Raw genomic sequence first — 21,693 nt, 5'->3', positions numbered from 1 at the left:
ATGACTAAGAAACAAGCATTTCTGAAGAAAGTCACGATTGTAAGTGGGACAGTGCTTGCGCTGTCTTCTCTTACTGGGTGTTTTGGAAAAGAAGAAGCATCATCTAAAGAAAAAGGAAAAAAGAAAACGGAAGAAGTAAAAAAAGAGAAGAAGCCTGAGAAGGAAAAGGAGAAGTCAGAGAAAGAGAAGGAAGGAGAAAAAGAACCACATCCTACCGATGAGAATGTCATGCATGTATCTTCTAAAAAAGAATCTTCACCTATCTCTACCACGATAGCGAAAAAATATTTAACAGAAGATGAGACGAAGCAATTAACAACGATTCTTCAAACGAATCAAAAATCGAAAATAGAGCAAGAAAAGTTACCAACGCCTGCAATCGAACCACCAAAAATAGAACCATCACCACCAGTTATCTTGACACCATTAGGACATACATCAAATGCAAAAGAATCCATTTCACTTGAAAAACCTACGCCACCAACCAATATAGAAAAGCCGAAGGGGAAGGTAGAACTGCCAACAGAACCTGATAAGCCTACGCCACCAGTCATTATGCCACCAACAGATGATGGAGGGGGGAATAAACCGAAACCGCCCGTTATCGTACCACCGACAGGTGGAAATGGGGGAGATAAGCAAAAACCTCCCGTAGACCCGCCTATAGAGCCGGAAAAGCCGAAACCAATCGTAGATAGCGAAGCACCAAAAATGACAGTAAAAGAGAATCTAACGGTACAAAAAGGACAGAATCTGAATCCTCATCATTTGGTTACCGTAACCGACAACATGGATCAGAGTCCGTTATTATCGATTAATGGGAACTATGACACAAGTCAAACTGGGGAAATGCAGGTAGAAGTGGTTGCGATTGATAAAGCAGGTAACCGTTCTAGTATCAGGGTAACAGTAACCGTTATCGACCCCGAAGCAGATAAGGATAGGGAAGCTCCTGTGATCAAACCGAAAGAGAATATTACAGTGACAGTTGGTCACATTCTCTCCGCACAAGATTTAGTTACTGTAAGTGATAACAAGGATGCGAATCCAATTGTTTCTGTCGGCAAGTACGATACAAGCAAAGCAGGAGAGATACAGGTAGAAGTTATTGCGGTAGATCGCTCTGGAAATCAGGCAAGTGTCAAGGTTACGGTGAAAGTAATAGATGTAAATGAAAATAAAGACACGGAAGCGCCTGTAATTACACCAAAAGAGAATGTCACCGTAAAAGTCGGAGCAAAATTATTACCACAAGATTTGGTTACCGTACAAGATAATCAGGATGCAAACCCTACAGTAACGATTGGAGCGTATGATACGAGCAACGCAGGAGATATTTCAGTAGAAGTGATGGCAGCCGATAAAGCAGGAAATCTTTCTGTTACGAAAGTGGTAGTCAAAGTAGTAGAAGAACAAAAGCAAGACCCACCTGTTGAACCACCAAACGAACCCGAGAAACCATCATCTACAGAAGACACATCCAAGCAGGCGCCAATGGAACAAGGAGGGCAAGTGTAGTGGGAATGGGGGATTATACTTACGCACGTATGCTCTATACAGCTGAGCAAAGTAAGAAAGGGCAGGTGTTTATCATTGACCCAAAGTCAAATTGGGGAGAGCCAGACATAAAATGGGGAGAGAAGAGAGGGAGTGGTTGTCATGAAACAAAAAGTAAAAAACATGTTTCAAAATAAAATCATTTGGCAGTATGCAATGTTTGCGATGATATGTGTCATTATATTTACTCCACATACTGTTTTTGCTGCTGGTGAAGAAGACCAGATTAAAACAAAGATTAAAAGTATTGTAGATGCTGTTTCGACTATTATTCTATTCGTTGCCCCATCTGTTGGAGCTTGTATGTTTGGATGGAAAGGAATCAAAATGAAGCTCGCAAATAACCCATCGGAGAAAGCAGAATGCAAAGGCGATATGCTATCCATTGTGATGGTGACAGGCGTTATTTTTATGGGAACATTAATTGTGAATTTTGTGGTTGGAAAGTTGAGGTAAAGAAAGATGAGTCCAAAACACATTCATATTCCAAAAAATATTGAGGCGAAGTTTGAGTTAATTCCGAATACAGGCATAGGGTGGAAGGAGATAGGCTACTATCTTCTCTTCCTTCCACTTGTTGGCGGAACATTGTATTTGTTACCGATTCATATTTTTGTGCAACTTGGATTAGGTTTAGTTTTGTTTGTTCTATTTACAGGGTTACTTGTGCTACCAGCGATTCAAGGATGTAACGTGAAAGCAGGTGCGTACTTGTTAGATGTATTTCGTTTTCATCAGCGAAAAAGAAAGAAGCAAACGATCTTGTTATATAAAAAAGAGTAGGTAGGTGAAAAAATGGGTTTCCAAAAATGGCAAGAAAAACGAAAACAGAGACAACAAGCAAAACGTACACAGGATTTAATTCCGATTCAAACGTTGTATCATCAAGCGATTCTGACGAAGAAGCAAACCTTGATTGTGGGCATTCGGGTGGGGACGATGAACTTGGAATTAATGGGTGAGGAAGACAAACTAGAATTGATGGAGGAATTTGGTGCGATTGTGTCAGGAATTCCATGCGAATTTCAAATTGAGGTTCTGGCAGAACCTGTTGACTTATCAGATTATGTGGAAGATCAGAAACAAAAGATAGAAGAAGAATCGAATGCCATGCGTCAACTATTAAGAAGTGGATATGTTTCTTATCTAGAGAACTCCTCACACGCTCAGAATACGCTGAAAAAGGCACACTATCTTCTTTTAAGGGAGAAAGTGCAGGGGAATGAAGAAAGTATCCAGAACGGGATGGAAACACTGTTAGAAAGAGCGGAGATGTTACGAGAGAATTTGACGGAACTTTCAGAAGACGGGTTAGAATGTCATATCTTAAATGCTCATGAGATTGTTCAAATTCTTCAGGTGCATTTTAACAACTATCAAGCACGTATTAATCGTTTTAAAGAAGTGTCCTCGCCCTATATTACAGTGAAACATGCCAAAAGTAGACCAAACATAAAAGGAGGGGAATAGCGAATGTTACGATTCAAGAGAAAAGAGAAAAAAGAAGAACCAACCTTTCAACGTTTTTCTGTAGCGGATCAGATTGCACCAGCTATATTTGAGGAAGAAATAGATTATATCCGGGTAGGAGAAGGATATGAACGTATCCTTTGTATGACGGATTATCCATCAGGTAGCTACATGGGGTTCTTATCCAAATTGGTAACTACTCAGCTTCTTCAAATAAAAAAACAGGCCAAATACATGTTTCCGATTCGAAAACATGAAAAGAAAATACTCCAATCAGAGAAAGAATCTATGCCAAATAGAGAAATTCTCTTATGAAGTCGTGTTATTCCAAGGAACCGTTCTAGTTTCTATGACTTGGTTTATCGCTTGTAAGACCGATTGTTTTTGTTTTTTCATGGTACTCATAAAGCTTCGTATCTGACAAAAAGATTCTGCGCCTTTCTTACTTCGGAAAGTCCCAGACACTTTCTGTTTTACTTTCGTCATCCGAATATCCCGTTCTGCTTGATTGTTATCAAATGGAATGGCTGGATGTTCTAAAAACGCTAGAATTCTGTCAGAATACTTGACGAAGCGATTCCATAAATTTTGAGAAGGCGTCTGCTTTCCTTTCTTCTTTTGTTTCGTGGAAAGAATCTGTTGTTCTTTCAATATGGATTGATACATAATAAACAGATTCTTTTGCGTCGCTTTTGGCATGGTACCTTCGGATTGCTTTTTCATCGTCAACGCTTGCGTTAGAAATTTCTGCATCTGTTGTGCCCATTGTTCTCCAGTACTATCTATAATTCCTTGTAAATCTCGTAAGAGATGGGCATTACATAAAACGTGACGACAATCTGTATACGCATCATACGATTTCCAACCATCATGCATCGCAATTCCAGAAAAAGATGGCAAGATTTCTCCAGCATCCATTGCTTCTTTTCCACGTTTTTGATGAATATGTTGCAATGTCACCTCCGGTGTACTGGCAGTATGTAACCATTGTGTTTTGTTTTCTACACGCATACCAGTTTCATCAAAATGGACAACAGGAGACTGCAGAATCTTTTCCTTTACTTCTTTTATGAATGGCTGCAATTGAGAAGCGAAAGCCTGTGTATGATTTACCAGGGTTCCTTCGCTTATAGAATGTCCAAAACAATCCTGAAAGAATTCTTTTGTTCGCTTCAAAGAAATGCATTGATAATGCGTTAAATAGGGAATCAGTCTTTTTATATTTGGACCATATTGAACAGGACGAGATACTGTCGAAGGAAATTGGGCTTCTTGGATAGAATGGCAATGTGGGCATTCTTTCTGTTCTACTTTATGTTCTGTCACTTCGATCTGAATAGGTGGTAAGTCATACACTTGGCGAATGCGATACCCTTTTACAGGCTCGTGGTTCAAGGAAGTATGACAACAAGTACAATATGTAGGAGAATGTGTAATCGTATGATCTGGAGTCGCTGTCAAACCAAGAGTATGTCCCTTGTGGCCCAACTGGCCACCCGTTTGACGATGAGACGGTTTGCGCAAACTTTTTGTAACGGGCTTACCCAAACCATCTGTAGAAGGTGGCTTATGACTATTTTTGGAGTTTTTTTTTGAAGCATTTTCTAGTTCTTGTATACGTTTTTCTAACTTAGAAAATGTTTCTTCAAATAAAGAAATAACAGCTTCAGGTCCTTTTTTATATGTATCTAAAATAATTTTTCGATCGACCATAAGATTCACCTCCCCTGTTTGATATACTCAGTATTTACAAATGGGAGGCATATGAAACTAGTAAAATTTAAAAAAGACACCGAAAGGTGGCTGAGTAGTTACAAGATTAGATTGTAAAAACATAATGTCTACATACTTCTGTTCTTGTAAGAACACTACCGTATCAGCCAGCTCTTCTACTAATGCTCTCTTATTCTCACCAAGAAGAATCTCCGGTAAATTATGCATTCTATCTGTCATTTCAAAAATAAATTGATGGTAAGCTGTTTTTCCAAGCATGTTCTTATACTGATTTGAAGAATACATTCTTAGCAACACAAATGTGTTGTGCATCAATCCTGCTGCCATTTCTTTTAATTGCATGATGTCTACTTGTATTAATTGTTCTCTTAACCTGTGAATTTTCTCTCCTTCCCCTTCAATTTCATGAAAATTTTGCACTTTCTCTTGCTGATTTCTATAATATTCTCCAGAAGAACTTCCCAATTTTTGAAGCATATAACAAATGACTTCTCGTTCGATACGAGAGAACGTACACCGTGGATTACTCCAAATAAACCATACCATTTCTCTATACCTCACTTTAATGAATGGTGCATTCTGCTCAAATTCTTGTAAAAGTTCTCTCTGATATGCTGTTAATACCGATGTATCAATCACATCTAGGGATATAGGGGATTTCTCTACACCAAATAAGTTTCTTAGTTTCTCAAGGTTTTTCTGATACACCTTCTCTTCCTGTGCTGAAAAATCTTCAAAACGATATTCATGTACAAATTTGCTAAACTTCAGTAAACTTTTCAAAAAACGCTTTTCAAAGAATTTCATACTATACTCCTCCGATTCTTCTATAAGATTTCCTCCACAACACCTTCTCCTTTCTTCCAATATTTCAATTTTGCAAACAAGCCTATTCCGTGAAAATAAATAACCCTGTTACTTGCTCTCCTTCTACTGTTTTATAAGGGTCTAGCAATCCAATTCCTAAGCACTCTCTCATAAAACCTTTGTATTTCACTGCTGTTACATCGTTAAAGACAAAATCTATCTTATTAAGATCCTCAAGAATCGTTTCTTTCGCCATATTTACTACCGCTAAGTCACTTGGTGCATCAAAGCAACGACTTAGCATAATACTTATTTGTTTACTCTCAATCAAGGCCAATACTTCTCTCACACCTTGCATCATAGTCTTTGTATCAATTTCCATTGGGATTTTTCGAGCTGACACAGCATCGCATAAGTAACAATCTGTTGATTCACAAACATTTTCACATCTTTCACATACATATACTTCTCTCGTTTTTTCATTTTTTCTTCTCTCCTTTTGATTATGAATCTGTACTCCATCATTAAACTTTATAAGCAAGCTTCTCCTCTGTACTGGCGCTGAACCTTTGATATCCTCATACTCTTTTTCTTCGATTTTTTAATTTGCTCCCACATATATTGAAGAACTCGAGCTGTAATTTTTTCTGGAAAGAATCCCTGACGTTCTAATAGAATGTTTTCTATCACCCACGCCTTTCTTGTGTAATACTCATACTCTCCGCCTGTTTCATCCGCAGTAGCTTGTAATGTACTTTCTGTTTTGGAAGCTTTATTTAGTAGTTGTAAACCGTAATACGTTTGACTCCTTGCTTCTCTTACTTCCTTTAGCAACAAATACAAATCGTACGTATGATACTGTTTCAGCTCTTCTACAGACTGATTGATGTGTTCTAAGAAGATATGTGACTGCATTTTTGTAAATTCAAAACGCTCCCCATTCTGACAAAGCTGTAAGACACCTGTTTGTTGTTCCCGCATATGACCACCACAGAATTCACAAATTTCTTGTACTACACCATTCTTATCAACTTGTATCGGAGTTGCACAGTATGGACAGTTCACGATTATCACACTACCTTTCGTTTTGATGATACTCTTATTCTACACCTAACTTAATTAAGTTTCAATAACTTTAATTAAATTTATTTACATTGCATTAACTTTCACTACTCGATATAATAAAATGTAGAGGTGATTACAAATGAAAACATCAGACTTAAAAACTAGGGATCGTTTCTCTAGCACACTTGATAAGGAAATAAATGTAAAATTCCAACAATTAACAGAGAAAACACGCATTAATAAATCTAAATTACTAGACGAAGCTATTCGTGATTTAGTAAAGAAATATGAGAACCCTACAAAGGAATAATGACGTAGGGTTCTATTTTGTTGTCCATTCCTTATTTTTCGAAACTCACTGAAACCTCTTCTTCCATCACAATTTCTTCTTGTTTTTCCTTCACTAAATCTGCAAATTTTTCTACCTGCTTTTCGTCTGTTACTTCTTCTGCTATGACAGCTAACTCTTCTTTTTGATCTATAATCGTGGCTTGTTGGTTCACTAGTAAAATATGTGATACTTTTTCAATCCTTGTGACAAATTCTTCCGCATTCACTTGTTCAATTCGATGAATATGCGGATGCTGTTCTACAATATACTCTCGTAATGCTTCCATCGTTGCTTCAGGATGTTTTTCAAACTGTTCTGTTACCACTTCTTGAAAATTCTTTTTTATCGTATCCGTAGGTATTTCAGCTTTTTGTTTTACTAAGAGGTCTTTTTCAAGAGGCTGTAGCATAGTAGGTTCTTCCACTGTTTTTTCTTGCACCACTTCTTTTTCTATAAGCTGTTCCTTTTCCTGTACAACCGTCTTCTCATTAACCTTTTCTTGTAACGTTTCCTTTTGATACGGTCTCGCCTGTTCCAGTTTTTGATTCAATTCTTGACTCTTTGTAAGGATGAGATTATTTACACGAACTACTCCATCAATGAATCTATTTTTTGTATATTGTTTCACTTGCCCTGGTGCGTCTTTTACCGTTTGTACATTTTGTTTCACTTTTTGCATAAAGGTTTCTTTTAAGGTTTGATAACTCTGTTTTACATTTTCTTTTAAGGTATGAATGGCTTCTTTCCACGAAGCCCCCTTCTCTTTCTGTTCATAGTATTGATGAAGGGTTTGTTCTAAGCTCTTCACATGCTGATCTAATAACTCTTTCACATCCTCTTTGGTCAATGTAAAACCTTTCGGATTTTCTAAATCGCTTTCAATCAGTTGTTGCACGTCCTTCATACTTTTATTCAATACGTTTTTTACTGTAACCGTTTGTAAGTTGTCACGTAACACTTCCATTCCCTTTGCTAACCCCTTTTCTTCAGAAAGGTGATGTTCATATTCAAATGCCTGATTGACCTCATACACACCCGACTGTAAGCGCTGTAAAAAGGTAGATTCTTGTAACGTCTTCATCGTCTCGCTGACAGTGCGTTCGGATACCTGTGTTTGTTCTGCGATTTCTTTTTGTGTCATATGCAATTGATTTTTTGCATCTAATCGTTCCATCACAAAATTTAATACTTGGATTTTTTTCTCCCCTTGTAACTGTAAATCCAATAGCGCATTCCAATTTCTATCATGCTTCATTTTCATATAAACCACTCCCTCTGTATAAAATAATTAATTGATATATCCTTCTTCACCTAAAGGCTGTTGAATACTAATGTTTCCTACAATCCATTTTTTCTTTTCAGGACTATATACCATCTCAATATCTAATACCATTTGCGTGGTACTCGTTACACCGTTTACAGTCGTATTGATCCACACACGAGAAAACACATTCGCTTTCTCACCATTTTGCACAGTTGTATAATATAACTTTACATCTTTTATAGCTGAAATAATCGTTGTTTCAGGTGGTGTTTTTTCTGGCTTCTTTTCTTCTCCTGCTGGCTTTAACTTCCCTCTTACAGACTCTGTTGTATATGCATCAATTTTTGACCACCCTTGTTCACCTTTTGACGTATCATACGTAAAGAATGCTCGTAAAAACGCTTCTGTATCTTTTTTCACTTTTGTTTCCTCATTGTTCTCTTTTGCCTGCACCTTCTCTTCTAAACTGGTATTTTCTTTCAAAACTTGTTTATATTTTGTTTCATATACTTTCACCTCCCCTTTTTGTTTCCAAGCATACCCAATTAATATCACTATACCTATAGATAAAATCAGAATTGCTATACTACGTCTCATTTCCATTCACCCTTTCTCATCGTTACTGTACTCGACCAAACCCTGCGAGATGTTGCTGCCAATACGGTTTATTTAAATCAGCATAATCAAGGGGGTCACCAGCATGATACATTTGCATATTTCCTTGATAAATACCTACGTGCGTAATATATGTCCCTGCATTATATGTTCCATGGAAAAACACTAAATCTCCGGGCTTTGCTTCTTCAGCAGAGATACGTTTTGTTTGATTCCATTGCATTTGTGCGGTTCGATCTAATTGCACACCTGCTGTTCGGAATGTCCACTGGGTTAAACCACTACAATCAAAACTTGCAGTTGGGCTTGCTCCGCCAAATACATATTTATAACCTTTATATTTAATGGCTTCAGCCATAACTTTTTGAAAAAATTCGTCTCCAACAGCTCCACCACCAGCAATTTCACTCGTTTGATAGTACTTTAAAACTTTTTCAACATAACTATAATCACCATAACAAAATGGACTTCTGAATCCACATTGTGTGCGCCCATTTGCCATTTTCAAGGCAAAACTTTTCGCTAACTCTAGGCTATATTCCCCGCCATTACTATTAATATAGTTCAAAAATCCCGGGCCGAAATTATATGTTTGAAGGGCTAATTTTCTTCGATTGATATCAGATGGACTCTGCACATTTGCTATTGTAATAGAATGTTTAAATTCTTGTACGCCAGCCCATATGCTATAGTCTGGGTCTGTGATTCCGTTTTGAACTTTCGGGTACTTCGTGTTAAAAGCGCCCTCTGCCGATTGCATGACATCGAGCAAACGTCCGCCGCTCTCCTGCATAATTAAACTAAGCATTAACGGTACATAGGGCTCTACACCAAATTCTTGGGCGTATTTACGAACCGTAGGTTCCCATTTTAGAACTTCAGGTGGAACAGTTGTTGTTCCTGTCCCCATTGGTGTTTGTGGCTTACTCCCTCCTCCCCACATCAAACAGATGAAGAGACTAAACAAAACCAGTATGCCAATCAGTATAGGCTTCCAATTTCGTACAACGGTTACGGTTGCTTTGATATACACGGTTCATCATCTCCTCTTCATCAGCACTTGACGTGTCATAAATTTCATCATGCTTCCTGTACCACTCGCCACACCTGTAGAATAGACAAATTTTTGTAACACGGCTGGTGTTGTCACAACCCCTATTAAAATACCTGTTCCTAAAATAGCGTGACCCGACAACATACAATTGAGACCTAAATATAAGAAACTTACTTGGGCGGCTGCTGTTCCCACAATAGCAATCGTTTCTCTCCACCAAGTTGAATACATATCCATCTCTTCATTTAAAGCGGATAAGGCTACAAAAGGTATTAACACATAACAAAAGACAATTTGCCCAAGTCTCATAATCATTTGAATGTACATTAAGACAAACAAGATAGCGAGTAAGACTAAAAAGAAAATAGCGACAAATACAACCGTTCCTGCCATTTGCAATTGATACGTTTTCGAGATATTCCCTAACACAATTTCACTAAGGGGTTTTTCATTTGAATTTGCTTGATCCAACCCTAAATACTCTACAAATTTGCCCACTACCAGTCCTTTATCTGAAATAAATCCAACCCAGAAAGAATTGATTTTAATCATGATGTCTAAAAATAACGGTAACATCAGGAGGCGGTACGCAAATTTTCCGATGTCCCCCATGATTTGGGACGTTGTTCTTCTTTGAATCGAACCCGTGGAAATCGCTAAGTATTGTTTAAATAATTGATGAAGGACAATGACTCCTACTAAGGCATAGACGAGAAAACGAACCCAAGAGAACACATCTTGTATCACCTGTACCTTTTGATATTCCGTATCAATTTTCGTGACACTCACAATCGAACCTAAGAAAAAATTTAAGAGTTGAATCGACAATTCCACAATCCACCGAGAAAAGGCTTCAATGGGATTCGTTACCGTTGTAAAAAAGTCTTTCACCGCTTGCCACATGCACGTTCACTCCTTTTTGTTACTGTGCGGGAGGCACAGTCGCTTGTTTTTGTTGTAACTTTTTATTTTCTTCAATGACAATTTTCAGTTGTCCCACAATTTCTTTGATTTCAGATTCTTTATCCTGCATTTTTTTTTGTAACTTTGTTTTCTCTTGTTCTAGCATTTGTATGTGTTTCTTTTGTTTTTCACTTTGTTCATCCTGTTTCGCATTCACCGTCGCTGGCTGGATACTGTCTTTTGTGATAACATACAAATTACAGGAAACCGATAGTGTCAACAAAGCGACACATAACTTGGTGGAAAGAGGGAAAGAGAAGGGTGCGAATGACCAATTTCTCTTTCTCTTTTTTTGTTTTTCTTCCGTTTCTTCTGGTTCTTTCACGAGTTCTTGCAACGCTTCCCATGTTATAGATTGATAGATATGTTGTAAAAATTCATTCCTCATTTCTACTGACTGAAGCATGCAAGCTTCAAATGATTCATTCGAAAAAGCAAAGGCAAGTAAACGTTTCGTATGGGTCAACCTATCATTTCGATTAAATCCCGTTACAGGCATGTGGTCCATCGCTTGATACATGAGTTTCACTTCCCCTTTCTTCGTGTAAAAAATATTGTCTGGAATGGGGAGGAGCATCGTTTCTTGATGTGTTTGGAAGAGGTGAACCAAGCGAGACACCACTTTCCGTTTGATCGCTTCATTTTCTTGTTGGATACGAGAAAACGATAACAAGTGGGATTCTTTTTCATACCGAAGTATGACATCTCCTCGTATAATTTCCGCAAAGGTACACAGTAACAAATACGATTTGGTTTGTTTGATGCTGTCAAATGGAGCTTCTTGTTTTAACTTTGTTTTCGAAAACCGATACACATATTCTGTAGCGGTTTCCTCTACCGTCCCGTCCCCAAATACAATAATCATACCTACACCTCCGCTTTCTCTTTTTGTTCTTTCCTTCTTTGTGCTTCTTTCTCTTCGATATGTTCCACTGGCGAAAAATCTCGTTTTTGTTCTTTATAAATCAGACTGAGTGTAATGTGCTGGATCGCTTCTTTCACCTGTATCAAAAACTGTTCTTCTGTTTCCTTTACGTCATGTTGAGGAACGAACTCTATATCTGTCATCATGCAAGCTGGATTCTTCTGTACAAGAAATTGAACGCCCTCTTCTCCTTCTTCCTCCGCTTCTAGGTCCATCGTATACAAAGCTTGTATCCGTCCATTTTTCTTTTCTACCCCTACAGGTTGTAACACCTCGTCTCCCCATAGTTCTCGTTTCACCGTAATCGGTAAGGACACAGTTTCTTCGGTGTTTTGTTCCTCCTTCTGTTTCTCACTTTCTGGTGTTTCCGTTGTTTCCTGTACTTCTCCTTCGCTTGGTACAGATGCTTGCGATTCGTCTTGATTATCTTCCTGTTTTTCATCTTCTGATACACAGGAAGACTCTACCGTTTCTTTTGGCTTTTCTTCTTTTGGTATACTCGATTCTGCTGACTTCTCTTTTAAATGCCATCCCATGTCTGCCTTTTCTCCTACTTGGTCTGCAAACCAATTGTCTATCCATGCTTTTTGCGCATGAATCGGTAGTTTCCCACGTCGGAAGACATAGCACTCATTCTCATCCATCTGATTCAAGAGTTCATCGGGTGTCTTAAGCGGTCTCTGTACGTAGGTATACGCTTGTTGATTGCTATCAAATTCTCCAGGTGTTTGGCTATCATTTCGCAACCTTTTGGTCGTCACACCTAGTCGTTCTGAGAAATATTTCGCTGTGCCGAGGTCATTTGTTCCTAAAAAAAGAGTCGTATCACAATTGGCCATAATCTCCTCTGTCTGTTTTTCCCCATAGCGATCCATCAATTGCCCCATAGCCTGTATAATGATGGATACTTCTATACCGTAGGAACGTGTCGTAGATAGACGCTCAGCAAAATCCGGAATTTTTCCGATATTCGCAAACTCATCTAGTAAAAAGCGCACAGGTACATGTAATCGATTATGATTCGTATCCGCATACGCATATAATTCCTGAAATAGTTGGGCAAAAAATGTATTGATTAATGCTCGATACGTACGGTCGGCCACTGGAATGACCACATATAAGGCAATTTTACGTTTCCCAATATCCGCTAGTTGAAAGCTACTATGTTTTGAAAACGTACGAACCGATTTTAATTTCCATAGTTTCATTGCCTTGGCTGCGTTACTCACAATTCCGCCCCATGTTTTATCTGTCGCATTCTTCACCACACCAAACGCCATACGAGCAGAAGAATCTTCCTCTAAGTTGGCAAATCGTTTCTTTAATTGTTTCTCAGAAGGTTCTGTCAAGAAATCGTATACCGTGTCCATCGAATGCTGTTCTTTCGGCAGATTTTCTCGTACATATAAAATGCCTGCCGTAATCAAGGAAATCGCTTGGTCCTGCCAAAAACTATCTCCTGATTGCGGTCCTTCTTCTCCGCCTAAAACAAGCGTTGTTGCAAATTTTTCAGCATCTTCATCCAGTCCTACATAATCAATCGAGTTATACATATCGGATAATGCCATATTTGAAAAATTAATGAGGTACACTTCATACCCCTGCGCTCTCTTCTCACGAGAAGTAAGTTCATAGATTTCCCCCTTGGGATCTGACACGACAATCGATTTGTTTTTCGTATTCACGACATTGTTTAAGATATAGCATTTGGTTTTCCCTGTCCCTGATCCACCAGCTACACATACATTTCGGTTTAACCGACTTTTTTTCTTATGAATCATCAATTTATCATTATAGACTGCTAAAACAGTGCCTTCTTCTTCCTTATCCGCAGTAATATTTTGTTCATCAAAAATGGTTACTTCATCTGAAAGGGAAGCACTCCCTAATCCTCCATATTCGCTTGCATCTTCCACCGTATGCGGTTTTAATTTTCTCCATGTTTGGAAGGTTGTATAAGCGAAAATACCAAGTAGGATAAGTTGTGCATATTGATACAGTTCGAGTCCTATTGCGAACGATACGGTTTCGATCGGACTCGTTAGGTAGGAGACCGCAAGGTCTTTTGCTGTACCATCCGGCAACTCCATTAACTCGTCTTTATGTTCTAATAAAAAATCAATCATTCGAAGGCCAAATGCCACCACATAATCAATCAAAAGACAGAAACTGAAAATCATTCCGACTGACAACCAAAATGTTTTCCGAGAATCCGCAAGGGGTTTTTCCTTCATACTCATCCCGCTTCCCCCTCTTTTGGTTTTCCGCCCATCAGTTCCCATTCCACCTCTGTTGGTTCAATCAAAAGGTGGACACGTTTATCCGCATAAATAAAAATTCCTTCTCCTTTATTTTTCTTACGAGGTTTTAAAATTTTTCGTTCACTGTCTGAAAATTTGATCTGCGCCTGCGTCATCAAATCGTGAATGGATTTTTCTGCAAGTGGTAAGAACATTTTCATTAAACTATTTTCAATAACCGCTCCCCCGTAATTCTTTTTCCCATCACTCGCTCGGAGTAATTCTTCTACCTGTTGTGTTGCACCCCATACGCTTCCATCATACTTTCGAATCCGCTTCCAAATCTGATAAATGAATTCCATACTTTGCGGATTAGACGGGTCTGCGAATACGTGTAATTCATCTAAAAACAATGTCTTTCTCCCTGCTGTTCTCGTAATCTCATCCCATAGAAACGAAGTCGCATTGAACATCGCACAAGATTGTAAAGCTGAACCGACTCCTAGTCTGGAAATATCAAACGAAATGAGTTGATTACGTAAATCTACATTGGTAGGTCCATTAAAAATACGATTATTTGCACCCGTCACATACTGTTTCAGTACATAGGAGAACAACTTTAATGTGTCGTCTCCTTCCTCGATTTTTTTCATTAATAGCGCATATAAATCTGCTAAAACAGGAAAATCTTTGGATTTCTTTTTCTCAAAGTCAGTATCAAATGTCATGCGAAAAGGCTCTGATTCGTATAATTCCACCAAGTAAGCATCTAATACCGCTAATTCATCAATCGTCATAGACGGACGCATAATCTTGAAAAAAATCTTCACTCTTTCTAAATGCTCAAGTAATGGATTTCCTTTCTTTTTTGTATCTCGCTCATAAAACACGTGTAACGGATTGACACGCGTATCTGTGGTATTGGACAGTTCAATCACTTGTCCGCCGAGTTTTCCAACAAATTCGCTATCTTCTCCTTCTGGATCCATGTTAAAAATCCGAATCCCTTCCATAAAATCACGCATCAGTAACATTTGCTTCAATTTGGTTTTTCCGTATCCCGATTGCCCTAAAATAATCCCATTTCGGTTCTGTAATTCCCATTTATTCACCACAATGAGCGATTTTGTTTTGATATTTCTTCCCATCGCAATCCCGCGCTTCGTAAATAATTCAGTCTCATCAAAAGGAAAGAAAGTAGAGAATGCTTTTGTATCCATATTTCTTCTCGTATATTCTCCTACCTTATTTTCCAGAATGGGCAAACAGGATTCAAAAGCATCTTGCATACGTGCACTCGGCACATAGGCAAAGAGATTACGAGCTGAAAACGCATTGTTTACCTTATCCGTTAATTTCTTTAGCTGTTCGAGACTCTCGGCATGAAGCCGAATCAGGAAATGCACCAGTAACATGCCACCTGTATCATTTGCCACTAAATCCTCCAGCATATTATTGGCACTCTCTAGTTCCTGTTCCGCTCGTTTTCTCATTTCAGGATTTAATTTTCCCGACAGCAATCTTGCTTCTAACTCTTCAATCGAATTACTAAAGTTCTTAATCATATCAGCAGAAGAAGTCGGTTCTACATGATAGGTAAAGGAGATATTTCCTTCTAACCGATACAATTTGGGTAACTACTCAGCCACCTTTCGGTGTCTTTTTTAAATTTTACTAGTTTCATATGCCTCCCATTTGTAAATACTGAGTATATCAAACAGGGGAGGTGAATCTTATGGTCGATCGAAAAATTATTTTAGATACATATAAAAAAGGACCTGAAGCTGTTATTTCTTTATTTGAAGAAACATTTTCTAAGTTAGAAAAACGTATACAAGAACTAGAAAATGCTTCAAAAAAAAACTCCAAAAATAGTCATAAGCCACCTTCTACAGATGGTTTGGGTAAGCCCGTTACAAAAAGTTTGCGCAAACCGTCTCATCGTCAAACGGGTGGCCAGTTGGGCCACAAGGGACATACTCTTGGTTTGACAGCGACTCCAGATCATACGATTACACATTCTCCTACATATTGTACTTGTTGTCATACTTCCTTGAACCACGAGCCTGTAAAAGGGTATCGCATTCGCCAAGTGTATGACTTACCACCTATTCAGATCGAAGTGACAGAACATAAAGTAGAACAGAAAGAATGCCCACATTGCCATTCTATCCAAGAAGCCCAATTTCCTTCGACAGTATCTCGTCCTGTTCAATATGGTCCAAATATAAAAAGACTGATTCCCTATTTAACGCATTATCAATGCATTTCTTTGAAGCGAACAAAAGAATTCTTTCAGGATTGTTTTGGACATTCTATAAGCGAAGGAACCCTGGTAAATCATACACAGGCTTTCGCTTCTCAATTGCAGCCATTCATAAAAGAAGTAAAGGAAAAGATTCTGCAGTCTCCTGTTGTCCATTTTGATGAAACTGGTATGCGTGTAGAAAACAAAACACAATGGTTACATACTGCCAGTACACCGGAGGTGACATTGCAACATATTCATCAAAAACGTGGAAAAGAAGCAATGGATGCTGGAGAAATCTTGCCATCTTTTTCTGGAATTGCGATGCATGATGGTTGGAAATCGTATGATGCGTATACAGATTGTCGTCACGTTTTATGTAATGCCCATCTCTTACGAGATTTACAAGGAATTATAGATAGTACTGGAGAACAATGGGCACAACAGATGCAGAAATTTCTAACGCAAGCGTTGACGATGAAAAAGCAATCCGAAGGTACCATGCCAAAAGCGACGCAAAAGAATCTGTTTATTATGTATCAATCCATATTGAAAGAACAACAGATTCTTTCCACGAAACAAAAGAAGAAAGGAAAGCAGACGCCTTCTCAAAATTTATGGAATCGCTTCGTCAAGTATTCTGACAGAATTCTAGCGTTTTTAGAACATCCAGCCATTCCATTTGATAACAATCAAGCAGAACGGGATATTCGGATGACGAAAGTAAAACAGAAAGTGTCTGGGACTTTCCGAAGTAAGAAAGGCGCAGAATCTTTTTGTCAGATACGAAGCTTTATGAGTACCATGAAAAAACAAAAACAATCGGTCTTACAAGCGATAAACCAAGTCATAGAAACTAGAACGGTTCCTTGGAATAACACGACTTCATAAGAGAATTTCTCTATTTGGCATAGATTCTTTCTCTGATTGGAGTATTTTCTTTTCATGTTTTCGAATCGGAAACATGTATTTGGCCTGTTTTTTTATTTGAAGAAGCTGAGTAGTTACCTAATCTTCAAAGACTGGAAGTTGTACTTAGTGAAAATACAAAACAAGTATGTGAGTTGACCCTAACTTGATTCTATATAACAAATTGAGGTGAAGGATTTGGAACAACAATTCCGATATGGTGAAGCGAATCTGGCGATATGGAGGATTCATATTGATGCTACAGGATGTGTATATGCACAAGTTGGGATTCCACACGTGGGAGATATGGAAATTCAGGTGTATAACCATGAAGGGAACGGAAGATTCTTAGTAACACTTCCAGAATTCAATTGGTGCAGTTATGTGGGGGATTTTGAAAAGTTTCATACCAGTCCAAGAGATTACCAGAATGATGTATTCAAAGGATATCGAGGGTACTATCTTACAATGGGCGATATTGACATGCCGATATCTGAATTGCAACCTTACGTGAGAGAAGTGAAGTTTATTTTTTCCATGCTTCTTTCCCTTCTATATAAAGAAACAACAAATGAGTTATATATTAATACGGGTACGACTTGCACAGTAGAAGAGCATATTGAGTATTGCAAAAGAAAATTAGAATCATGGAATGTGTATATTGCTAAATGACTACATTTGAAGAGGTGAATCATGATGAAACAAGAACAGTTGGAAGAATATATAGAAGTGCAAGAAAGAAAAGAAATTGTATATCGAATCTATCATAATTTGAGCTTAGGATATGATAAGGGAGCGATATATGTATCTACACATCATGCTGAAATCATAGTTCGGAAACTGTTACAACATATTGAAGAAATCGTGTTAAATATGAAAAGTAAACGAGTAAAGGATAATTGGTTCATCGGTTCCCCTTTGGAAAATATATTGTGTAAATATTTCGGATTTACTTCACATACAAGAAGGTGGGATCAAGAGTATGTTGAAATTGAAATGCATCACAATTGGGAAGGTGTTTATTTAAAGCATGTTCACGAGCCAAGCTGGTTTCACTTACGTAATTTTAAAAAAATAATTGAGCAAGAAATGCTAGTAGAACAAGAACAAAATGAAAAGTTTTTGGATAAAATCAAGGCACTCATGACGATTCCTTATGGAGATGAAACACTCGTTGAAGGAGAATTGAAGAATTATAACTTACATGAGTTGAAGCGCTTACATGATTATTTTCAAATTACATTCAAAAAATTAGAAAATAGTTTAGGTAGAGTGTGTATCGAAGAATGGAATGCAGACCCTGCAAACCTTTTTACAGAATACTATACAGATGGATCGGCGGAAATAGAACAGTAATAGGAAGAACGGAAGTTCTAACTGTAATTCAATTCAAGGGGGAATCCACGTGAAAGTGATACTATGTGAAAAACCGCAACAAATGAAAAGTTATTCCGAAGCATTTCAAAGTGCTAAACGAGAAGGTACACATATTACGGTGAAGGACAAAGAAATCTTTGGAGACGAAGAAGTCGTAATGATTTCGGCACTCGGTCATCTCATCGAATTATGTAACCCTGATGAGTATAAAGAAGAATGGAAAAACTGGAGTATGGACCAGCTGCCTATTATTCCAGAAGAGTTTAAAATGAAGGTGTCAAAAGATAAAAAGTCGATTTTTCAAAATGCGAAACAATGGCTACAAAAAGCAGATGAAATTATTATTGCGACTGATCCTGCTAGAGCTGGAGAAGCGATTGCAAAAAATATTATTATTATGGCAGGAGTGAACGACAAACTACAAAAACGTTTGTGGGTTAAGAGTATGACGCAGGATGCTGTTCGAAAAGGATTTCAAAACTTGCGAGATGCAGAAGAAACATATAGTTATTATTTAGAAGAACAAGCCCGTTCTGTTAGCGATTGGATTATAGGCATGAATGCCTCACGAGTATTTACGTTGTTGTTCCGAGACAAGAAAGGCGTGAAAGAGGTGTTCAGTGCAGGACGGGTGCAATCAGCCTTGTTACACTTAATTCGCAAACGGGAGAAAGAATTAGAGCATTTCAAAGTGCAATCATTCTATGAAATTCATGGGCATTTTAATGCGAATGGAATACCCTATGTCGGAAAACTCCTCCAAGATCATAACATTATGAAACTCCATTCAAAAGAAGAAGCACAGGGAAAGTTGCAACAATTGCAAGAGCATACAGCACGTATACAAAAGGTGACAGTGGAACAAAAATCGAAACAAGCGCCGAAATTATATAATCTGTCGAGCTTACAAGCAAAGCTAAATAAAAAATATAAAATGTCCCCTAAAGTGGTACTAGAAACTGCACAAAGCCTATACGATAAAAGAATGCTTTCGTATCCCCGAACAGAATATCAGCATATTCCTATAGCGGAAGCCGAACAGTTGCCAGGTGTTCTAGAAAAGCTCGTGAACATTAAAGATTATCAAACTCTGATTGAAAAAAAAGAAAGAGACACGATTGTACAGCAAAAAGCATACGTGGACGATGAAAAATGTGGAGACCATTATGCACTGATTCCCACGAATCAAGTTCCTAACCTAGAAAACTTATCCAAAGAAGAAAGATGGCTCTATGATGAGGTTGTACGTAGCGTCATAGCAACGTTCTATGAACCTATGACGTATAATCAAACAGAACTGTTCACTGAAGTGAATCAAGAGGTTTTTAAATCGACAGGGAAGCAAATCACCCATCTTGGATGGCAAGTCGTGTTTGGAAAAGAAGAAAATGAAGAGAAAGAGAACCAAAAAGGACAGACGCTTCCACTTGTAGAGCAAGGTCAATCTGTAGAAACAACAGAAATCAAGTTACATGAAGGGAAAACGCAACCGCCTAAATTATATACAGAAGGACAATTGATTACATTGATGGCAAAACATGATATTGGAAGCGAAGCAACGAGATCAGGCATTATAGAGAGAATCAAAACACTGTTGTATATCAAAATTGAAAAGAACATCGTACATGTAACCAATAAAGGGAAAATGATGGTGGAAGCCATTAAAGATACCGCAATCGGTTCACCAGAATTAACTGCAAAATGGGAAGTATATTTGAAGGGAATTGGAGAAGGGAAGAAAAAGGATAAGCCTTTCGTAGAAACCTCCAAAAAGTTAGCGCAGAAACTCATCAACGAAGCAAAAGACCAAGTAAACGCATGGGCAATAAATGATTTTGTAGAAGATAGAAAAACTGAACATCATATAGGAGAGTGCCCATCCTGTGGAAAGCCAGTCGTAGATAAGAAAACGATATATGGTTGTTCAGGATATGCGAAGGATAGTCTAAAGAGTTGTAAGTTTTCTGTTTCGAAAGAATTTTTAGGACAGAAAATTAGTGAAAGTAATATGATAAAGCTGTTAGAGGGAAAGAAAACGACGTTGTTGAAAGGGTTGAAAGGAAAATTAGAAAAAGAATTTGATGCGTATTTACAATTAGATGAAGACAAAATTCAGTTTGTATTTCCGAAGAAAAAGAAAGTAGCCCAGACATGAATGAGAAAACGACTGTATCATACAGTCGTTTTCTGAAAATAGATAAATACAAATGAGTAGTAACTTGCTATACAGTTAAAGGGAATAGTATACATCATACCATGTTTCTTAGAAATAAAGATATGTAATAATGCATATCTTTATTTTAGAATGGCCCCTTCTTTTTTGGCAGAAGCTAGCTGGGGGTATGGGGGCTAGTCCCCATGATTGACGTAACGATACATGAAATACGTGGAATCAATGGACGATCGTACAGGCGGTTCGGCACGTACAATATGACGTGTAAGCTGAAGAACGCAAAGGTTTCCTTTTTTGTCGTCAGCTTAGCAACGATACGTTGACGTGCCGAAAAGAGTTGGGCAAGGATGGAGAGGGCTGCGAAACAAGGTGAAGTGGCCCTTCTCCAAAGGTGGAGATTTTCTGAAGAGAAACGGAAGAAAATACGACCTGTTCCTTGCGGAACTGTTAGCCTTTTGGGGGATAGTGGCATAGTCTGTCATTGAAAAAATGAGAATATGGTATAATAAAAGAATAAATAACGGTGAGAAAAGTGAGGGAGAACGATGAAAAATCATGATATCGTGAATGGTCAAATTCTCCAAACGAACAAGAAATGGTCACATTTGAAGCAGAATCAGAAGAATTTGATCGCAGAATGGCTACAAGAAGAATATCGAGGTTTTATCGCCATGTATTTGCGAAAACCTAAACGCTTTGAAGAAGAATATATGATAGATAGTGTGATGGAACGAATGCAGGCACGTGATATTTGGATACCGTATGTAGAAGTAAAGACGTATTTCACACGTAAAAAGGGAAAGTGGTATCGGAAATTAGAAAGTGAGTTAGAAAACAGAAGAATCGAAGAAGAGGAACAGATAAAAAATGAAAGCATCGGAACGCCGATTTGTTAAGGTAAATAGAGATGTATGAGAAAAGACGTACTGAAATACAGTACGTCTTTCTGTGTCCGTAAGCC

Annotated in this window: 23 protein-coding genes; 12 read left to right on the top strand and 11 right to left on the bottom strand. The window is 38.0% G+C overall.

Translation table 11 applies throughout. The features are described 5' to 3' along the window. The 6 genes from MHH55_RS33590 to MHH55_RS33565 are packed head-to-tail and all read left to right on the top strand — an operon-like array spanning nt 1 to nt 3,342. Nucleotides 1-1,518 (top strand): hypothetical protein, encoded by a 1,518-nt coding sequence (locus tag MHH55_RS33590; protein ID WP_078188077.1) that lies wholly within the window; start codon nt 1-3, stop codon nt 1,516-1,518. Then, entirely contained in the window at nt 1,518-1,694 is a 177-nt protein-coding gene (locus MHH55_RS33585) for a hypothetical protein (protein ID WP_176116725.1), read from the top strand. The genes MHH55_RS33590 and MHH55_RS33585 overlap by 1 nt, the downstream gene beginning before the upstream one ends. After that, complete coding sequence (locus tag MHH55_RS33580; protein ID WP_078188078.1) at nt 1,660-2,013, top strand: hypothetical protein; 354 nt, start codon at nt 1,660-1,662, stop codon at nt 2,011-2,013. Before MHH55_RS33585 ends, MHH55_RS33580 begins: the two co-directional genes overlap by 35 nt. A gap of 6 nt (nt 2,014-2,019) precedes the next feature. Next, nucleotides 2,020-2,340, top strand: coding sequence for a hypothetical protein (locus MHH55_RS33575; RefSeq protein WP_000074651.1), 321 nt, complete (start codon nt 2,020-2,022; stop codon nt 2,338-2,340). A 12-nt stretch (nt 2,341-2,352) separates the two neighbouring features. Continuing rightward, entirely contained in the window at nt 2,353-3,027 is a 675-nt protein-coding gene (locus tag MHH55_RS33570; protein WP_033692616.1) for a hypothetical protein, read from the top strand. 3 nt (nt 3,028-3,030) lie between these two features. Then, on the top strand, nt 3,031-3,342 hold the full coding sequence (locus MHH55_RS33565) for a hypothetical protein (RefSeq protein ID WP_340882385.1): 312 nt from the start codon (nt 3,031-3,033) through the stop codon (nt 3,340-3,342). Here MHH55_RS33565 and tnpC (MHH55_RS33560) read toward each other — a convergent pair. The 4 genes from tnpC (MHH55_RS33560) to MHH55_RS33545 all read right to left on the bottom strand — a co-directional run bounded on the left by tnpC (MHH55_RS33560) (nt 3,337) and on the right by MHH55_RS33545 (nt 6,633). Continuing rightward, nucleotides 3,337-4,740, bottom strand: coding sequence for an IS66 family transposase (gene tnpC / locus MHH55_RS33560; protein WP_100910632.1), 1,404 nt, complete (start codon nt 4,738-4,740; stop codon nt 3,337-3,339). The two genes, MHH55_RS33565 and tnpC (MHH55_RS33560), sit on opposite strands and share 6 nt — an antisense overlap. A gap of 57 nt (nt 4,741-4,797) precedes the next feature. Beyond that, nucleotides 4,798-5,568 (bottom strand): hypothetical protein, encoded by a 771-nt coding sequence (locus MHH55_RS33555; protein ID WP_078188112.1) that lies wholly within the window; start codon nt 5,566-5,568, stop codon nt 4,798-4,800. An 82-nt stretch (nt 5,569-5,650) separates the two neighbouring features. Then, complete coding sequence (locus MHH55_RS33550) at nt 5,651-6,109, bottom strand: hypothetical protein (RefSeq protein WP_254849817.1); 459 nt, start codon at nt 6,107-6,109, stop codon at nt 5,651-5,653. Continuing rightward, nucleotides 6,100-6,633: a hypothetical protein gene (locus MHH55_RS33545; RefSeq protein WP_254849818.1), complete on the bottom strand. Its 534-nt coding sequence runs from the start codon at nt 6,631-6,633 to the stop codon at nt 6,100-6,102. The genes MHH55_RS33550 and MHH55_RS33545 overlap by 10 nt, the downstream gene beginning before the upstream one ends. 139 nt (nt 6,634-6,772) lie before the next feature. Between MHH55_RS33545 and MHH55_RS33540 the strand changes: the two genes are divergently transcribed. Further along, nucleotides 6,773-6,943 (top strand): ribbon-helix-helix domain-containing protein, encoded by a 171-nt coding sequence (locus MHH55_RS33540; protein WP_061659243.1) that lies wholly within the window; start codon nt 6,773-6,775, stop codon nt 6,941-6,943. Nucleotides 6,944-6,974: 31 nt separating this feature from the next. On the opposite strand, the gene MHH55_RS33535 is transcribed toward MHH55_RS33540, so the two are convergent. Genes MHH55_RS33535 through MHH55_RS33505 form a run of 7 tightly spaced genes read right to left on the bottom strand, consistent with a single transcriptional unit; the run spans nt 6,975 to nt 15,653 of the window. After that, a complete protein-coding gene (locus tag MHH55_RS33535) occupies nt 6,975-8,225 on the bottom strand; it encodes a replication/maintenance protein RepL (RefSeq protein WP_340882382.1) in 1,251 nt (416 codons plus the stop codon). A 27-nt stretch (nt 8,226-8,252) separates the two neighbouring features. Beyond that, the gene (locus tag MHH55_RS33530; RefSeq protein ID WP_078188138.1) at nt 8,253-8,825 is read right to left on the bottom strand and encodes a hypothetical protein; all 573 of its coding nucleotides are present in this window, start codon (nt 8,823-8,825) and stop codon (nt 8,253-8,255) included. A 22-nt stretch (nt 8,826-8,847) separates the two neighbouring features. Further along, entirely contained in the window at nt 8,848-9,876 is a 1,029-nt protein-coding gene (locus MHH55_RS33525; RefSeq protein ID WP_340882379.1) for a bifunctional lytic transglycosylase/C40 family peptidase, read from the bottom strand. 6 nt (nt 9,877-9,882) lie between these two features. Further along, nucleotides 9,883-10,800 (bottom strand): conjugal transfer protein TrbL family protein, encoded by a 918-nt coding sequence (locus MHH55_RS33520; protein ID WP_006923713.1) that lies wholly within the window; start codon nt 10,798-10,800, stop codon nt 9,883-9,885. Nucleotides 10,801-10,819: 19 nt separating this feature from the next. Further along, nucleotides 10,820-11,725 (bottom strand): hypothetical protein, encoded by a 906-nt coding sequence (locus tag MHH55_RS33515; RefSeq protein WP_340882376.1) that lies wholly within the window; start codon nt 11,723-11,725, stop codon nt 10,820-10,822. A 2-nt stretch (nt 11,726-11,727) separates the two neighbouring features. Next, a complete protein-coding gene (locus MHH55_RS33510; RefSeq protein WP_340882374.1) occupies nt 11,728-14,025 on the bottom strand; it encodes a VirD4-like conjugal transfer protein, CD1115 family in 2,298 nt (765 codons plus the stop codon). Then, nucleotides 14,022-15,653, bottom strand: coding sequence for a VirB4 family type IV secretion system protein (locus MHH55_RS33505; RefSeq protein WP_340882372.1), 1,632 nt, complete (start codon nt 15,651-15,653; stop codon nt 14,022-14,024). Before MHH55_RS33505 ends, MHH55_RS33510 begins: the two co-directional genes overlap by 4 nt. 107 nt (nt 15,654-15,760) lie before the next feature. Here MHH55_RS33505 and tnpC (MHH55_RS33500) point away from each other — a divergent pair, with 107 nt between their 5' ends. From tnpC (MHH55_RS33500) to MHH55_RS33480, 5 genes are all read left to right on the top strand, one after another. Next, nucleotides 15,761-17,164, top strand: coding sequence for an IS66 family transposase (tnpC, locus tag MHH55_RS33500; RefSeq protein ID WP_100910632.1), 1,404 nt, complete (start codon nt 15,761-15,763; stop codon nt 17,162-17,164). 216 nt (nt 17,165-17,380) lie between these two features. Further along, nucleotides 17,381-17,854, top strand: a complete 474-nt coding sequence (locus MHH55_RS33495) for a hypothetical protein (RefSeq protein WP_078188155.1) — start codon at nt 17,381-17,383, stop codon at nt 17,852-17,854. Nucleotides 17,855-17,875: 21 nt separating this feature from the next. Continuing rightward, nucleotides 17,876-18,538, top strand: a complete 663-nt coding sequence (locus MHH55_RS33490) for a hypothetical protein (protein ID WP_254849826.1) — start codon at nt 17,876-17,878, stop codon at nt 18,536-18,538. Between the two features lie 49 nt (nt 18,539-18,587). Further along, nucleotides 18,588-20,714 (top strand): type IA DNA topoisomerase, encoded by a 2,127-nt coding sequence (locus MHH55_RS33485; protein WP_340882368.1) that lies wholly within the window; start codon nt 18,588-18,590, stop codon nt 20,712-20,714. Between the two features lie 563 nt (nt 20,715-21,277). After that, a complete protein-coding gene (locus MHH55_RS33480) occupies nt 21,278-21,628 on the top strand; it encodes a hypothetical protein (protein ID WP_061659250.1) in 351 nt (116 codons plus the stop codon). Nucleotides 21,629-21,693 lie beyond the last annotated feature (65 nt).

Origin of the sequence: Bacillus sp. FSL K6-2944 (genome assembly GCF_038005385.1) — a bacterium.
GTDB lineage: Bacteria > Bacillota > Bacilli > Bacillales > Bacillaceae_G > Bacillus_A > Bacillus_A cereus.
The sequence above is the reverse complement of the archived record's forward strand: the minus strand, read 5'-3'. Positions and strand labels throughout refer to the sequence as shown.

Bases quoted from the DNA above. Each gene is read 5' to 3' on its own strand.
- MHH55_RS33530 (WP_078188138.1), bottom strand. From the start codon at position 8,825: ATGAGACGTAGTATAGCAATTCTGATTTTATCTATAGGTATAGTGATA.
- MHH55_RS33590 (WP_078188077.1), top strand. From the start codon at position 1: ATGACTAAGAAACAAGCATTTCTGAAGAAAGTCACGATTGTAAGTGGG.
- MHH55_RS33515 (WP_340882376.1), bottom strand. From the start codon at position 11,725: ATGATTATTGTATTTGGGGACGGGACGGTAGAGGAAACCGCTACAGAA.
- MHH55_RS33535 (WP_340882382.1), bottom strand. From the start codon at position 8,225: ATGAAAATGAAGCATGATAGAAATTGGAATGCGCTATTGGATTTACAG.
- MHH55_RS33570 (WP_033692616.1), top strand. From the start codon at position 2,353: ATGGGTTTCCAAAAATGGCAAGAAAAACGAAAACAGAGACAACAAGCA.
- MHH55_RS33510 (WP_340882374.1), bottom strand. From the start codon at position 14,025: ATGAGTATGAAGGAAAAACCCCTTGCGGATTCTCGGAAAACATTTTGG.
- MHH55_RS33575 (WP_000074651.1), top strand. From the start codon at position 2,020: ATGAGTCCAAAACACATTCATATTCCAAAAAATATTGAGGCGAAGTTT.
- MHH55_RS33520 (WP_006923713.1), bottom strand. From the start codon at position 10,800: ATGTGGCAAGCGGTGAAAGACTTTTTTACAACGGTAACGAATCCCATT.
- MHH55_RS33540 (WP_061659243.1), top strand. From the start codon at position 6,773: ATGAAAACATCAGACTTAAAAACTAGGGATCGTTTCTCTAGCACACTT.
- MHH55_RS33555 (WP_078188112.1), bottom strand. From the start codon at position 5,568: ATGAAATTCTTTGAAAAGCGTTTTTTGAAAAGTTTACTGAAGTTTAGC.
- MHH55_RS33490 (WP_254849826.1), top strand. From the start codon at position 17,876: ATGATGAAACAAGAACAGTTGGAAGAATATATAGAAGTGCAAGAAAGA.
- MHH55_RS33565 (WP_340882385.1), top strand. From the start codon at position 3,031: ATGTTACGATTCAAGAGAAAAGAGAAAAAAGAAGAACCAACCTTTCAA.
- tnpC (WP_100910632.1), top strand. From the start codon at position 15,761: ATGGTCGATCGAAAAATTATTTTAGATACATATAAAAAAGGACCTGAA.
- MHH55_RS33480 (WP_061659250.1), top strand. From the start codon at position 21,278: ATGAAAAATCATGATATCGTGAATGGTCAAATTCTCCAAACGAACAAG.
- MHH55_RS33580 (WP_078188078.1), top strand. From the start codon at position 1,660: ATGAAACAAAAAGTAAAAAACATGTTTCAAAATAAAATCATTTGGCAG.
- tnpC (WP_100910632.1), bottom strand. From the start codon at position 4,740: ATGGTCGATCGAAAAATTATTTTAGATACATATAAAAAAGGACCTGAA.